Below are 14,029 nucleotides of genomic sequence, written 5' to 3'. Positions count from 1 at the left end.
TTAAAAGACTTTCAATAAAAATTTTGTTATGCTGTTAACACTCACAACGATAACGATAATTGCCACAGCCATCATTAATGTTTTGGCTGATAACTTATTGGATATTTTTGCTGCTATGGGCGAGGCCAGCGCACTGCCTATAACCAGGCCCGCCACAGGTGCCCAGGGCGCTCCGCCAAGCATGCTTATAAATGTGATCGAGCTCATGAGTGCCACGAAGAACCGCGAGAGTTTTACTGTACCCAGCGAAAATCGGGGATGACGACCGCCGGCTATAAGCGTTGATAACACGATTGAACCCCAGCCGCCACCGCCAACGGCGTCGATAAAGCCACCGCCAAAACCCAATAGATTTATCTTTTTTATTTTGCTCCCTGTTCTCTTTCGGCCCACCTGGATAGCTTTTCTTAATATGACGATGCCCAATATTAAAGTATAAACTGAAATGAACGGCTTGGTAAATTTGCTATATTCTTCGAGCGAGGACAGGATATAAGCGCCCATCACAGCACCCAGAATTCCCCAGACAACAAGCATTTTAAATAGTTTCCAGTTGATATTACCCATCCGATAGTGCATCCACCCGGCAATTCCGTTACTCATTACTTCTGATAAGTGCACCCCCATACTCGCCACAGCCGGACTAATACCCATGCTCAGCGAGAAGGTTGTTGAGGTAACACCATAAGACATACCAATTGCCCCATCGATCAATGCGAAGACAAAGCCGGCGCCAAGGAAATAGTAAAACCTATGGTCGATATGCTCCACATATGTCCTGAAATCGGCATCTTTTGACCACAGCGCATAAAATGTTATTGCGATAGCTAATACCAATGTGCCCCAGATTAACCAGATCAAACCTTTCTTATTGATCTCGGCTTTTTTGTCAACCAGTACCGCAGTAACCTCGTTCAAAGTTTTTACTTTGTAGGCAAAATCACCGGAAAGGGAATTTCTAAGCTCGCTCATTTGCTGTAAGGTTATATCCAGTTCCCCGGGCAGGCTTTCGTCTAAAACTTCCCTAAGCCTTTTTGCCACTGTTGGCGATTTCCCATTGGTAGATATAGCGAGTTTCAGGTCGCCTTTCTGTACGATAGATCCTAAATAAAAATCACACAGATCGGGTTTGTCAGCAACGTTCACTAAAAGCTTGCGTTCATGTGCCGACTCCCTGATATAGGTATTTAATTCGGTGTCGTTTGTAGCGGCGATGACGATATCGGCCTTGTCAAGGTCGGTATCGGCAAATGCCTTTTGAATAATTTTTACGCCGTTATACGCCGAAGCCAGCGCATGTACCTCGGGTAAAAAGTTATTTGCAATAACGGTGACCCGCGCCGAGGGACTGTTGGATACGATGGCAGTCAGTTTTTCCAAACCGACATTACCGGCACCAATCAGCACTGTGTGCAGGTTGTTCAGTTTCAAAAAAACGGGAAACAATTGATTGCCTTCCGTTTTCTCGTACTGGATTGTTGCCGAACCGTTATTCCTGGGCGATGATCTCATAAAATTCCCTGATGGGCTGAAATTGCGGGTGAAGCGAAACTACTTCACCAATAACTATTAAGGCAGGCGATTTTATCTTTTTCTCTTCAACCAACTCCACGATCGTATCGACAACACCGATGGCAACTTTTTCATTTTCCGTCGAGCCGCTTTGTATCACTGCGACTGGTAAACGGTTTTTACCTTCGGCCCGGTATATTTTTACTATTTCGGCTAATTTGCGCAACCCCATCAGCACCACAACTGTTGCCTTGGTTTTGGCCGCGTCATACAGGTCGGCTGATACCTGGCCGTCCATCGTGGTGCCGGTGACTACCCAGAAACTTTCACTTAGCCCACGGTGGGTAACGGGTATTTGCTGCAAACCGGGTACACCGATAGAGCTTGAGATACCCGGTATAACTTCAGCAGGGATACTATAGGAAGCTGCATGATCCAGCTCTTCGTAACCACGACCGAATACGAATGGATCGCCGCCTTTTAAGCGTACAACATGGCCATAGTTTAGGGCATAGTCGATCATTAATTTGTTGATAGATTCCTGCGAGTGTGAATGATCGCCGGAGCGTTTCCCTACATAAACTTTAGTAGCATGTTCCGGGGCGAACTCCAGCAATTCTTCATTTACCAGGGCATCGTACAACACTACGTCGGCAGTTTTCAAGGCTTTGATACCTTTGATGGTGATGAGCTCGGCATCACCGGGACCCGCGCCGACAAGTGTAATACGCGGCTCTTTAATTTCCTTTTTTGTTTTAGTATCTATCATGACTGTACCAATGCCTCTCTTTTAACTTTAACCGTACTTAAAAAGCCGTTCGCCGCGGCCAGGTATGTACGGGCGAACTCTTCTGAAGGTTCGTTCTTATTGATCTGCAGCACAAGGTCGCTAAATGTACCGTCGAGGGTAAATTCACCTTTTTCAACATACTGCGCATCAAATTCTTTTATAATACCGGCCTGGGAGCCGCTATTGATATTTTTATCGAGCAGTAAAGCTTTTGCCGAACTTATCATCACATTATAGGCGTGATAGATGGCATCGGCCCAGGCTCCGTTGGCAAATGACTCATCCGCCCAGCCTTTTTTCTCATCAGCTTCGTACAGGAGGGTAGCAACCAGATCGATAACAACACCGGCGCACTCGCCAACACCTATGGCTGTGGCAAATGTTTCTTCGTGGCCCCAATCGACAAACTCTTCGTCTTTTAGCGTGGTCAGGTCGGCCAGCGGTTTCAGCAACTGGTAGAAATAATCTTTACCAAGCCGGTCATAATAATTATGAAAGGGTTCGTTCTCTACCGAGTTAGCCTTATAGTCGTTCAATACCCATCTCAATACATCAGTAGCGCGCTTAGCCGGAACTTTGATCACTTTGTCAGCTGCCCGGCCAACACCGTCGCCCACCGTTCCGCCACCCAGCAATACCTGCATTGACGGCAATACTTTAAGACCCGCTTTTAACGAGCTGCCATGAAAACCTATATGTGCTAAACCGTGTTGACCGCATGAATTCATACAGCCGCTTATCTTTATTTTAATATCGCGGTTGTAAACAAATTCTTCGTACTCGGTATAGATCAGATCTTCCAGTACACGAGCAAAAGTCATACTGTTGGAGATACCCAGGTTGCAGGTATCGGTGCCGGGGCAGGTAGTTACATCGGCAACACTGTCAAAGCCGGGGGCCGACATGTCCAGTTCGGTAAGGGCGGCATACAAAGCGGGTAACGCGTCTTTTCTTACATACTTCAAAAGCAAACCCTGGTTTTGGGTTACCCGTATTTCATCAGCCACGTAAGGGCGGATCGCTTCAATAAATTTACGCGCTTTGTCGGTAGGTATATCGCCCGTAGTAACCTTTACATATACGCCATAAAATCCTTCCTGCTTTTGCTTGAAAGCATTAGTAGTCAGCCACATTTCGTACCGCAAAGGATTATCGATAGTTACTTCCGGTATCAATACCGGCTCGGGTATAACCGGCTCATCTACACCATTACGGTTGATAGGGTAAGTTTTTACTTTATTGGCGATCCTTTCTTCTTTCGCCAGGCGCAGAACTTCGTCCAAACCAAGTTTCTGGATCACATATTTCAAACGTGCTTTATTGCGGTTGTTCCTTTCGCCGTAACGGTCGAACACGCGGATAACCGATTCAATATAAGGTATCAGCTGATCCTCGGGCAAAAAATCTTCAACAATACTTGCCAGCAGGGGCTGAGCGCCAAGGCCGCCTCCTAATAAAACTTTAAAACCGCGTTCCCCTTTTTCATTGATCTTAGGTATAAGGCCAATATCATGTATATAGGAATATGCCGTATCGTCATCGCTTGACGAAAACGATATCTTGAATTTCCGCCCCATTTCCTGGCAAATAGGATTGCGCAGGAAAAATTCGAAAGTTGCCTGTGCATAAGGCGAAACATCAAATGGTTCTTTAGGATCGATACCTGCAGCGGGGGAGGCGGTAATATTACGGACGGTATTTCCGCAAGCTTCGCGCAGGGTAACATCATCACGCTCCAGGTCGGCCCATAATTGCGGGGTACGCTCAAGGCTTACATAATGTATCTGTATATCCTGCCGGGTAGTTAAGTGCAGGTTGTGGCTTGCATATTCGTCCGAAACATCGGCAATGCGCAGCAACTGTTTAAAAGTAACTTTGCCAAAGGGCAGCTTTATGCGCACCATTTGCACCCCCGGCTGGCGCTGGCCGTATATGCCGCGTGCCAGGCGCAGGCTCCGAAATTTCTCGTCGTGTATCTTACCTTCGCGAAAAGCCCTGATCTTTTTCTCAAGGTCGATAATATCCTTTTCCACTACAGGGTTTTCCAGTTCAGTACGGAAACTTTGCATATCCTTTTTATTAATTATATGGCCCAAGCGGGCACTGGTTTTACAATTATTTCCCAAATATATGTATAGTATAGAGAAATAGTAGTGTATGTTAAAAAATATCTTTCTTTTACAGTTTAATTACAAAGATACTTTTTTGTGATAACAGCCAAATTATGCGCCAAAAAATCTAAGGCAACTGTTTTACGCAAATGATGCGTGTATAGATACAAAAACAAGCAATTAGCTATTGGAACGTAATGAATATCCGCACAAAACGATGCCAGGTCCAGCTGTTTGTGTGGAAATAAATACCCTTTCGCCTTGCGATAAACGGGATTGCTCTTAAATTAAAGCCGGTGTTTAAACGTTGATCAGCGTGTTCTCGCGGGCTATAACGTCCGCTATGCTGGTCTCGGTGAGTATTTTCAACGTGGCGTCCCTTACCTCGACAAATACGTCACGAATTCCGCAGGTCGTTTCAGACTTGCATTCCTCGCATTTGTGGTAAAAGTTAAGACTTGCACAGGGAACCATGGCAATAGGCCCGTCGGTTATGCGCATAATACTCACCAGGTAAATATCTTTTGGATCTTTATTGAGGCTGTAGCCGCCGCCCGCACCTTTCTTGCTATACAGGAAACCTGCATTTCGAAGATCGAGCAATATTTGTTCAAGAAACTTCTTGGGGATACGTTCTTCTTCAGCGATCTTGGAGATCTGCATCGGTGGTTTATCTGCATTTTTCCCCAGTATCACCAGGGCCTTAATGGCATACTTAGTCTTTTTCGATAACATTTAATATAATAAAACTTACAAAGATAAGGAAATATATTAAGTCGATATAATTGGTATGGTTGGGGTAATTAATGTAAATGTATTTATTTTTTATCCGAATGTCCAAGATTTTTTTCAGGACTTACTTTATCACGCACCAGTTGCTTCAGTTCTTTTATCTCAGGAAAGCCGCCATGAACCTTCCTGTCAAATATAACATCGTCGCCAATCCGTATGCTGTAATGCCCGGCTGTTTCGCTGGGTTGCAGGGTTACGCCATACAATTCTTCTTCAAAGGTGGTCAGTAATTCCTGGGCCATATAGGCGGCCCGCAGCAGCCAGTGACATTTGGGGCAATACGCTATTGTTACCAGGGGTTTCATTCTGCTAATTTACTAAAGCTTATGAAACAAAAAACACCACGAATGTGAAGCTGAAACACATAGGTGATGTTAGGTAGATTTAGTAAAATAATTTTAAATTTAATGTCTTGTTTAGAAGTTGAAACCTAAAGTGATCTTAGGGTTAAAAGGTGCTGCTTTTTTCCTTTTCTTAAAAATTCCACCGTTGTTTGCTAATGCAGGCACAGCCTTAAGGATAGGGGATAATAAAGTTTCAATAAATTTCATGTTCACTGTTTTGATACATCCACTATTACGGGATTTTGAAAGCAAAAGTTTTGAAAAAAATGCGTTTCCGGTATTGCAGGGCCACTTTTTTGCCCAAATTTAACTTTAGCGAAATACTCAAATCTTGCTAATAATAAGGGAGTTATATTCCGGTACCTAAACCACTGAAATTATTTTTTTGTTTGGATCAAATCCCACAAATTTCCATACAGATCTTCGAATACGGCAACTGTTCCATAGGTCTCTTCCACAGGTTCCCTGGCAAATTTTACACCCTTGTCCTTCATAACAAAATAATCATGCCAAAAATCATCGGTGTGGAGAAAAAGAAATACCCTGCCGCCGGTTTGATTACCGATGCATTTTACCTGTTCACCGCCAGCGGCCTTAGCCAAAAGCAGGCAGCAGCCACCACGACCCCTTGGGGAAATTAATACCCATCTTTTTGCTTCGCTTAAGATAGTATCCTCAACCAATTCAAAGTCAAGCTTTTCTGTATAGAATTTTATGGCTTCGTCGTAATCTTTTACAACCAGGGTTACGTGGGTAATATATTGTGCCATTTGCAAAGCAACATACTAAAAAATCAGGCAATCCGGTGGTAAAGAAGAGATCGATTTCAATAACTCAGGTCGTCGCTTACCAAATGCACCACGAGTGTATCCGACCCCCTGTAAACCGTTATTTCGGTGCTACCGTGTAGGGTTCCGGTGTCGGGCGCGGCATGGGTGAACCAAATACCACCGTCAGTAGTAAACTTCCCCGATTTTAATGCCAGGTTGTTGTCCAGCAACAGGCCATCGCCACTTGTCCTCATGGTTATCCTGTCGCCATTGGTGGTACCTGCAAGTTTAAGATTGACGGTTGCGAAAGTGCCGTCTTTGGTAACATACCATTTTTCGTTGGAAAAGTTAACATATAGGCCATTCTTGTTCCTAAAGGTTTGCCCGGGGGGCACATCTTCTTTTTTTGAACAAGCGGAAAGCAGGATGAGAGAACATGCAATGAGGAAAAGGTTTTTCATTTAATGCGGGTTTTAAGGATAGATACGGATAGTTCCTTGATAACGCTACAGTTGTAATAAGATTATCGGGCGCTGATAAAAAACCGTTCTTCATGGTTTAGTTGTTTAACCTGCAATTCATCGCCAACTGCAATGTTACCACGCCCGTTATGCACCAGGTTTTGGCCGAACAATATCTTATTATCCTTAAAGCGGTAACGGGCTAGGGTCTTTAACGGCTCTTTACCCCGCTCAAGGGTTTGCTGGTCGATAGTAGGGATAGGGCACCGGGCGCAGAGTTTTACGCCGCGAAATTCAATATCGCCCACCGTAAAGGTATGCATCAGGTCTTCCCCAAAAGGCTCCCCGCCTGTAAAAACAATATTCGGACGAAAACGGTTCATCGGTATTGGTTCCCCGAGCCGGCTGTTCAGGTCGTTCAGCGAGGCCTGCCCGATGATCAGGAAAGGGTAACCGTCAGAAAATGAGGTGATACTGTTTTCGGGGGCGTATCGCTGATCAGTTATCCTTTTGGTCCCGTCTGGCATATAAACCAGGCGGCAGCTGGTGTTGAGTTTTGTACTGAACCACCGGTCTATTTCGGCGCCTACAAACTGCCCTGTACAGGTATCGTCCCAAACCGTCACCTCTGCAAATTCATCGGTAGCTGGCGTTAAAGGGACTATCACAGGCGAATTATCGGGCCGATAGCTTACCTGTAGCCCTTCCGCCACGATAACCACGTCCATCAGCGCCATTTCAGGCACTTCGCGTTGCGAGAGGAACATATTATTCGCGTCCACCAGCATCCAGCGGCGATCGTACTCGAACCCGCGATCAGTTACCTTCGCTTTGCTGACCGAAATGCCCGCCATCGACTTGATAGGATAGATGTATAATTGGCTGATCTGAAGCATGGGGTAAAGATACCTGCCTGTTTGGTGAGCAGCAAATCCATCTTTCAACACGAGCTTGCGTTGATAACAAGTTCGTTACATTCCACAAACATTCCTGTCGGTTTAACAGTTTTATTTCTACATTTAGAAACCAATTCTAAATACATCTTAATATGCATCGCAGAAAATTCATCAGGGATGCCTCGCTGGCTACCGCAGGGCTAACCATTCTCAATTTTCCAGTTTTTGGTAAAAATGCGCCGAGCAACAAGGTTGTTCTTGGCGTTATGGGTCTTAATGGCAGGGGCAGTTACCTGGCCAATTGTTACTCGCAGCTCCCTAATGTCGAGATAGCGTATATATGCGATGTGGAAGAAGAAGCCATCAAAAAAGGCTTCGAGGCATTGAAAGATGCACCCCGTAAACCCGAATTGATACATGATATACGAAAACTGGTTGAGAAGAAAGATTTTGACGGGCTGGTAGTTGCCGCGCCGGATCACTGGCATACGCCTGCTGCTATTTTAGGCGCATCGCATGGGAAGCATGTATATGTGGAAAAGCCCTGTGGGCAGAACCCTCATGAAGGTGAATTGATCTCACAAGCGCTGCATAAATATGGGAAGCATATCCAGATGGGTAACCAGCGTCGGTCGATGCCGTCATTGATCGAAGCGGTAAAAGAAGTTCGTAACGGCGCGATAGGCGATGTATATTTCGCAAAGGCATGGTATACGAATGACAGGAAATCTATCGGCGTGGGTAAGCATGTCCCGGTGCCAAAGACCCTTGATTTTAACCTGTGGCAAGGGCCTGCACCACGTAAAGAGTTCCAGGATAACCTGGTACATTACAACTGGCACTGGTTTTGGCATTGGGGAACAGGCGAAGCCTGTAACAACGGTACACACGAGATAGATTGCTGCCGATGGTTTTTAGGCGGGGATTATCCAACGCAGGTAACTTCATCAGGTGGGCGATATGCTTATAAGGACGACTGGCAAACGCCTGATACACAGGTGGCATCGTTCGAATTTGGCAATAAAGGAACGATTATCTGGGAGGGACGCAGCTGCAATAATTTCCCTGTCGAAGGAAGCAGCCGAGGCTTTATTATATACGGAAAGAACGGCAGCCTCATCAATCTCGGCGGTGGTGACTATAAGATATTGGACATCAAAAACAAAGTGCTGAAAGAAGTAAAATCTGAGGTAGCACCTGACCCGAACAACACGCAAAGCGCCAATGGCAACCTCGATTTTTATCATTTTAAAAATTTTGTGGGCGCTGTGAGGGGCGAAAACGAATTGACATCGCCGGTGAATGAAGGCTCGAAAAGTGTATTGCTTTGTCACCTGGCCAATATTGCGCAGCGGACAGGTGTTACGCTGAAATGCGATCCGAAGAATGGGCGTATCACCAACAGCCCTGAAGCGATGAAATTATGGCAGCGGACTTATCAACCGGGTTGGGAGCCAAAACTGGTTTAGTATGAAATATAAGCTGATCCTTGTTTTTTTATCAATGGCATCGTTGGCGGTCGCTCAAAAACCATTATTTCCGCAGCACCCGGGCTTAGTTTCCTATACTTACCGCGATTATTTATCAAAAGACGTCCCCGGTACGCTGGACAAAATAAAGGACCTGGGTTTTACTGATATGGAGTTTTCGGGCCTGTTTGGTAAAACTGCAGCAGAATTGAGAGCACTGCTCGACGAAAGAGGCATCAAATGTTCGTCATTTGGCGTCAGCTACAACGACTTTGTAAATAAGACAGAGGAGGTCGCCCAAAATGCAAAGACACTCGGTGCACAATACGTTAGAGTAGCGGGAATACCGCACAAATCGGCCCTGACATTGGAAGAGGCGCAAAAAGCCGTTGCAGATTTTAACCGGATTGGTAAGCTGTTAAAAGAGCAATACGGCCTTGGATTTATTTACCACGAGCACGGCTTCGAGTTTCAACCCTACCAGGACGGCACCTTGTACGATTATATCGTAAAAAACACCGATCCCCGTTATGTAAGCCTTGAATTGGATATTATGTGGGCCTTTTTTCCGGGGCAGGACCCTGCGGCACTGCTCAGCAAATATGGACACCGTTATAAGGCGCTGCATCTTAAGGATCTGAAAAAGGGAGTTAAAGGCGATCTTTCGGGCGGTACAAACCAGGACAATGACGTGGTTTTGGGCACCGGGCAAATTGATATTCCTGCCGTATTAAAAGCTGCAAAAAAGGCAGGGGTTGAGCACTATTATATCGAGGACGAAAGCACCCACGTGATGGAACAGGTTCCTCAAAGCCTTGCATACCTGAAGAGTTTAAAGCAATAATTTACCATGAAAAAATACCACTACTTAATTTTAACTGCTCTTTTATCTGGGAGTTTCCTGTCGGTACACGCGCAAAGGCAAACAGGTTGGGTAAGCCTTTTCGATGGAAAAACGCTGAACGGCTGGAAGCAAGCCACCGGCCAGGCAAGCTATAAAGTTGAAAATGGCATGATCGTCGGTACTTCGGCGATGGAAAAATATAATTCATTCCTGGTAACAAAAAAAGAATATGGGGATTTTGTGCTGGAACTGGATGTGAAGCTGGAAAGCAATACAAGCAATTCGGGTGTGCAAACGCGCAGTCATTTCGACGCGACGGGCAACGAAGGAACAGGCAGGGTTTACGGGCGACAGGTAGAGATCGATCCATCCGACCGCAGATGGTCGGGCGGGATAGAAGATGAGGCCCGGCGCGATTGGTTGTATACCATGCAATTGAACCCAAAAGGGCAGCCGGCCTATAACCAAGGCGATTGGAATCATATCAAAATTGAGTGTATCGGAAATTCCACCAAAACATGGGTAAATGGTATTGCTGCGGCATACGTAGTCGATACCATTGACACAAAAGGTTTCATCGGTTTGCAGGTACACGCTGTTTATAAAGCGGAAGATGCAGGTAAGAAATTCTATTTCAAAAACATTCGTATCAAAACAACCGGGCTTGTACCCACACCGTTCCCGTCCGGTGTATATGTGGTTAATTATGTATCAAACCATCTAACCCCTTACGAAAAGAAAGACGGCTGGCGGTTGCTTTTCGACGGAAAAACAAATACCGGTTGGCGCAGCGCAATAAGCGAGGAATTCCCGACCAAGCCGGGCGGCTGGGTGATACGCGATGGCACAATGACCATATTGGGTTCTAAAGGCGGCGAAGCAGCCAACGTAGGCGATATTGTGACGAAGGAAGAATTCAGCGCCTTTGACCTGTCATTCGAGTTCAGAATGAGCAGGGGCGCTAATAGCGGGGTGAAATATTTTGTGACGCTTAACGAAGATACAAAGGGTTCGGCCATTGGACTGGAATACCAGGTGCTGGATGACGCAGTTCACCCTGATGCAAAACTGGGCCGTAATGGCGATCGTACTTTAGCATCGTTATATGATCTTATACCTGCCAACAAACCGCCGCGCTTTGTACATCCTATAGGTGAATGGAACACCGGGCGTGTTGTGGTGTACCCGAATAACCATGTGGAACATTACCTGAATGGCATCAAAGTGCTGGAATACGAACGAGGTTCAAAGGAATTTCGCGACCTGGTGGCCATCAGTAAATTTATCATCTGGAAAAACTTCGGCGAAGCTAAAAAGGGGCATATCCTGCTGCAGGATCATGGTTTCGATGTGAATTACAGGAGTATCAAAATAAAACAGTTGAAATAGGCTAAATCTGTAATTGAGACATTTAATTATTTTATTATATCTTGTGTTTCCAATTAAACCAATCAAATAATTATGTCAGCAGACACCATTAACGTCAATACTAAAGCGAAAGCGCAAAATACCTACGACGCTATTGTTATCGGTTCGGGTATCAGCGGGGGCTGGGCAGCAAAAGAGCTTACCGAACGCGGGCTTAAAACCATCATGCTGGAGCGCGGCCGCAATTTTGAACACCTGAAGGATTATAAATCGGCTTCTGAGAATCCCTGGGATTTCGAGCATAGGGGGCGCATCACGCAGGAAGAACGCAAGCAGCATCCTTACATTGCCCGCACCTGGGGCGCCTATGAGCCAATCATTGACTATTGGGCTAACGATAAAGATTCTCCCTACACCGAAATAAAGCCATTTAACTGGTGGCGGTCTTACCAATTGGGTGGCCGCTCCATCTTGTGGGGACGGCAAAGTTACCGCTGGAGCGATCATGATTTTGAAGCGAACCTGAAGGACGGCTGGGCGATAGACTGGCCTATCCGTTATAAAGACATTGCGCCGTGGTATGATCATGTAGAGAAATTCATCGGCGTGAACGGTTCGCACGAAGGTTTGGAGCAGTTGCCTGACGGGCAGTTCCTGCCGGCTATGCAATTGAATTGTGTAGAAAAGGACGTTGCCGAGCGTATCAAAAAGCATTTCAACGGCAGCCGGCATATGATCATCGGCCGGTCGGCAAACCTTACCGCCCCGGTGCCGGGCCGCACCCAATGCCAGTTCCGCAACAGGTGCTGGGAAGGGTGTCCCTTCGGCGGATATTTCAGTACGCAATCGTCAACACTGCCTGCTGCAATGAAAACGGGTAACCTTACTGTAAGGCCTTTTTCCATTGTTACCAAAATTTTATATGATAAGAACACCCAAAAGGCTACTGGCGTGGAGGTTTTGGATGCCGAGACGAATAAGACGTATGAATACCACGCCAAAGTTGTATTTGTTAATGCATCGGCGCTAAATAGCGCATGGGTTTTGATGAATTCGGCTACTGATATCTGGCCCGAAGGGTTAGGCAGCAGCAGCGGCGAGTTGGGTCACAATATTATGGATCACCACTATAACCTGGGAGCATCCGGGTTGGTGGAAGGTTATGACGACAAATACTATTTCGGCAGAAGGCCAAACGGTGTTTACGTAGTACGTTTTGCGAACCTTTTTGGCGATAAACGGGATTACCTGCGCGGCTTTGGCTACCAGGGAGGAGCCAGTCGCGACAGCTGGAGCCGCGAGATCGCTGAATTGAGCATTGGCGGTAAGTTTAAAGACGAACTGGCAGAACCGGGTATATGGCGTATGGGCATCGGCGGCTTTGGAGAGTTGCTTCCTTATCATGAAAATAAGGTCAGCCTCGATCATAATAACAAGGATAAATGGGGCCTGCCGATATTGGCAATGGATGCCGAACTGAAGGATAATGAGAAGAAAATGCGTATTGATATTGTTGCTGAAGCCAAAGCCATGCTCGAAAGCGCGGGCGTGAAAAATGTGCAAACCTGGGACAGGGGCCACAACGTAGGCGACGGTATCCACGAAATGGGTTCGGCGCGCATGGGTCGTGATCCAAAAACGTCGGTGCTTAATGAACATAACCAGGTTTGGGATGCAAAGAACGTATTTGTGACCGATGGTGCGATGATGGCTTCATCGGCTTGCCAGAACCCGTCTTTAACTTATATGGCCATGACAGCAAGGGCAGCAAATTTTGCTGTGGATGAATTGAAAAAAGGGAATATTTAACCGTTAATGAGTTGATTTGGTTAAAGTGGTTGATTAGGTTGACCGCTGACTAACCAGATCAACGCGATAAGCTTAGTCTAACTCAATAAACTTAAAATATGAAAATATTCATTTATTTCAAGGCGACAATAATCGTTCTGCTGATAAGTTCGGTTTGTTTTGGCATCGCCATGGCAAAGCCTAAAGTGCTGATATTCTGCAAGACAGCAGGCTTTCACCACAATTCGATTGCAGTAGGGGTACCGGCTATTATCAAACTCGGCGCGGAAAATAATTTTGATGTGGATACTACAACAGATGCCTCGAAATTCACGCAGCAAAATCTGAAGCAGTACGCCGCGGTTATATTTCTGAGCACGACCGGCGATGTATTGAATGATGCACAACAGGATGCTTTCAAAAAATATATCGAAGGTGGCGGCGGGTTCGTCGGCGTGCACTCCGCTACAGATACCGAATACGACTGGCCATGGTACGGCGAACTGGTTGGCGCGTATTTCAAAAATCACCCAAGCAAACAGCAGGTGGCCACATTGAACGTCGTCGACCGGAGCTTTATCGCGACAAAGGACCTTCCTACCGAATGGAAAAGGCTGGACGAATGGTATAATTTTAAGGTGGTGCCCAGGGATAAGAATGTTCACGTACTGATCACCATAGATGAGAAAAGCTACGAAGGTGGCAATGATGGCGACTACCACCCGATGGCCTGGTATCATAGCTACGACGGGGGACGGGCCTTTTACACTGCACTGGGGCATACCGATGAATCCTATTCCGACCCGCTGTATCTAAAGCATTTATTAGGCGGAATTGAATATGCAATGGGTAAGCACAAATAAAGATTTGAAATATTTTTAAAA

Annotated in this window: 14 protein-coding genes; 5 read left to right on the top strand and 9 right to left on the bottom strand. The window is 46.0% G+C overall.

The window, feature by feature from the left end; genetic code table 11:
• From FRZ54_RS18205 to FRZ54_RS18165, 9 genes are all read right to left on the bottom strand, one after another.
• Positions 1 to 1,512: a TSUP family transporter gene (locus FRZ54_RS18205; RefSeq protein WP_147033228.1), complete on the bottom strand. Its 1,512-nt coding sequence runs from the start codon at positions 1,510 to 1,512 to the stop codon at positions 1 to 3.
• On the bottom strand, positions 1,490 to 2,281 hold the full coding sequence (gene cobA, locus FRZ54_RS18200; RefSeq protein WP_147033226.1) for a uroporphyrinogen-III C-methyltransferase: 792 nt from the start codon (positions 2,279 to 2,281) through the stop codon (positions 1,490 to 1,492). Before cobA ends, FRZ54_RS18205 begins: the two co-directional genes overlap by 23 nt.
• Positions 2,278 to 4,371 carry a HEPN domain-containing protein gene (locus FRZ54_RS18195; RefSeq protein ID WP_147033224.1) on the bottom strand — a complete coding sequence of 698 codons (2,094 nt, stop codon included), beginning with the start codon at positions 4,369 to 4,371 and terminating at the stop codon, positions 2,278 to 2,280. The genes cobA and FRZ54_RS18195 overlap by 4 nt, the downstream gene beginning before the upstream one ends.
• 342 nt (positions 4,372 to 4,713) lie before the next feature.
• The gene (locus FRZ54_RS18190; RefSeq protein WP_147033222.1) at positions 4,714 to 5,148 is read right to left on the bottom strand and encodes an RrF2 family transcriptional regulator; all 435 of its coding nucleotides are present in this window, start codon (positions 5,146 to 5,148) and stop codon (positions 4,714 to 4,716) included.
• A gap of 83 nt (positions 5,149 to 5,231) precedes the next feature.
• Positions 5,232 to 5,510 (bottom strand): SelT/SelW/SelH family protein, encoded by a 279-nt coding sequence (locus FRZ54_RS18185; RefSeq protein ID WP_147033220.1) that lies wholly within the window; start codon positions 5,508 to 5,510, stop codon positions 5,232 to 5,234.
• A gap of 111 nt (positions 5,511 to 5,621) precedes the next feature.
• Positions 5,622 to 5,756 carry a hypothetical protein gene (locus FRZ54_RS24850; RefSeq protein WP_262712271.1) on the bottom strand — a complete coding sequence of 45 codons (135 nt, stop codon included), beginning with the start codon at positions 5,754 to 5,756 and terminating at the stop codon, positions 5,622 to 5,624.
• A gap of 170 nt (positions 5,757 to 5,926) precedes the next feature.
• Positions 5,927 to 6,319 carry a VOC family protein gene (locus FRZ54_RS18175; RefSeq protein WP_147033216.1) on the bottom strand — a complete coding sequence of 131 codons (393 nt, stop codon included), beginning with the start codon at positions 6,317 to 6,319 and terminating at the stop codon, positions 5,927 to 5,929.
• 56 nt (positions 6,320 to 6,375) lie between these two features.
• The gene (locus tag FRZ54_RS18170) at positions 6,376 to 6,780 is read right to left on the bottom strand and encodes a hypothetical protein (RefSeq protein ID WP_147033214.1); all 405 of its coding nucleotides are present in this window, start codon (positions 6,778 to 6,780) and stop codon (positions 6,376 to 6,378) included.
• Between the two features lie 62 nt (positions 6,781 to 6,842).
• The gene (locus tag FRZ54_RS18165) at positions 6,843 to 7,676 is read right to left on the bottom strand and encodes an MOSC domain-containing protein (protein ID WP_147033212.1); all 834 of its coding nucleotides are present in this window, start codon (positions 7,674 to 7,676) and stop codon (positions 6,843 to 6,845) included.
• A gap of 152 nt (positions 7,677 to 7,828) precedes the next feature.
• Here FRZ54_RS18165 and FRZ54_RS18160 point away from each other — a divergent pair, with 152 nt between their 5' ends.
• From FRZ54_RS18160 to FRZ54_RS18140, 5 genes are all read left to right on the top strand, one after another.
• On the top strand, positions 7,829 to 9,145 hold the full coding sequence (locus FRZ54_RS18160; protein WP_147033210.1) for a Gfo/Idh/MocA family protein: 1,317 nt from the start codon (positions 7,829 to 7,831) through the stop codon (positions 9,143 to 9,145).
• A 1-nt stretch (position 9,146) separates the two neighbouring features.
• Positions 9,147 to 9,989, top strand: coding sequence for a sugar phosphate isomerase/epimerase family protein (locus FRZ54_RS18155; protein WP_147033208.1), 843 nt, complete (start codon positions 9,147 to 9,149; stop codon positions 9,987 to 9,989).
• Positions 9,990 to 9,995: 6 nt separating this feature from the next.
• The gene (locus FRZ54_RS18150; protein ID WP_147033206.1) at positions 9,996 to 11,378 is read left to right on the top strand and encodes a 3-keto-disaccharide hydrolase; all 1,383 of its coding nucleotides are present in this window, start codon (positions 9,996 to 9,998) and stop codon (positions 11,376 to 11,378) included.
• Positions 11,379 to 11,450: 72 nt separating this feature from the next.
• A complete protein-coding gene (locus FRZ54_RS18145; RefSeq protein ID WP_147033204.1) occupies positions 11,451 to 13,166 on the top strand; it encodes a GMC oxidoreductase in 1,716 nt (571 codons plus the stop codon).
• 98 nt (positions 13,167 to 13,264) lie between these two features.
• Positions 13,265 to 14,008 (top strand): ThuA domain-containing protein, encoded by a 744-nt coding sequence (locus tag FRZ54_RS18140; RefSeq protein ID WP_147033202.1) that lies wholly within the window; start codon positions 13,265 to 13,267, stop codon positions 14,006 to 14,008.
• Positions 14,009 to 14,029 lie beyond the last annotated feature (21 nt).

The organism is Mucilaginibacter ginsenosidivorans (assembly GCF_007971025.1).
Taxonomy (GTDB): Bacteria; Bacteroidota; Bacteroidia; order Sphingobacteriales; family Sphingobacteriaceae; genus Mucilaginibacter; species Mucilaginibacter ginsenosidivorans.
This window is presented reverse-complemented; position numbering and strand designations above follow the sequence as displayed.

Excerpts from the sequence above, each read along its gene's own strand:
- FRZ54_RS18205 (WP_147033228.1), bottom strand. The coding sequence starts at position 1,512 with ATGAGATCATCGCCCAGGAATAACGGTTCGGCAACAATCCAGTACGAG.
- cobA (WP_147033226.1), bottom strand. The coding sequence starts at position 2,281 with ATGATAGATACTAAAACAAAAAAGGAAATTAAAGAGCCGCGTATTACA.
- FRZ54_RS18195 (WP_147033224.1), bottom strand. The coding sequence starts at position 4,371 with ATGCAAAGTTTCCGTACTGAACTGGAAAACCCTGTAGTGGAAAAGGAT.
- FRZ54_RS18190 (WP_147033222.1), bottom strand. The coding sequence starts at position 5,148 with ATGTTATCGAAAAAGACTAAGTATGCCATTAAGGCCCTGGTGATACTG.
- FRZ54_RS18185 (WP_147033220.1), bottom strand. The coding sequence starts at position 5,510 with ATGAAACCCCTGGTAACAATAGCGTATTGCCCCAAATGTCACTGGCTG.
- FRZ54_RS24850 (WP_262712271.1), bottom strand. The coding sequence starts at position 5,756 with ATGAAATTTATTGAAACTTTATTATCCCCTATCCTTAAGGCTGTGCCT.
- FRZ54_RS18175 (WP_147033216.1), bottom strand. The coding sequence starts at position 6,319 with ATGGCACAATATATTACCCACGTAACCCTGGTTGTAAAAGATTACGAC.
- FRZ54_RS18170 (WP_147033214.1), bottom strand. The coding sequence starts at position 6,780 with ATGAAAAACCTTTTCCTCATTGCATGTTCTCTCATCCTGCTTTCCGCT.
- FRZ54_RS18165 (WP_147033212.1), bottom strand. The coding sequence starts at position 7,676 with ATGCTTCAGATCAGCCAATTATACATCTATCCTATCAAGTCGATGGCG.
- FRZ54_RS18160 (WP_147033210.1), top strand. The coding sequence starts at position 7,829 with ATGCATCGCAGAAAATTCATCAGGGATGCCTCGCTGGCTACCGCAGGG.
- FRZ54_RS18155 (WP_147033208.1), top strand. The coding sequence starts at position 9,147 with ATGAAATATAAGCTGATCCTTGTTTTTTTATCAATGGCATCGTTGGCG.
- FRZ54_RS18150 (WP_147033206.1), top strand. The coding sequence starts at position 9,996 with ATGAAAAAATACCACTACTTAATTTTAACTGCTCTTTTATCTGGGAGT.
- FRZ54_RS18145 (WP_147033204.1), top strand. The coding sequence starts at position 11,451 with ATGTCAGCAGACACCATTAACGTCAATACTAAAGCGAAAGCGCAAAAT.
- FRZ54_RS18140 (WP_147033202.1), top strand. The coding sequence starts at position 13,265 with ATGAAAATATTCATTTATTTCAAGGCGACAATAATCGTTCTGCTGATA.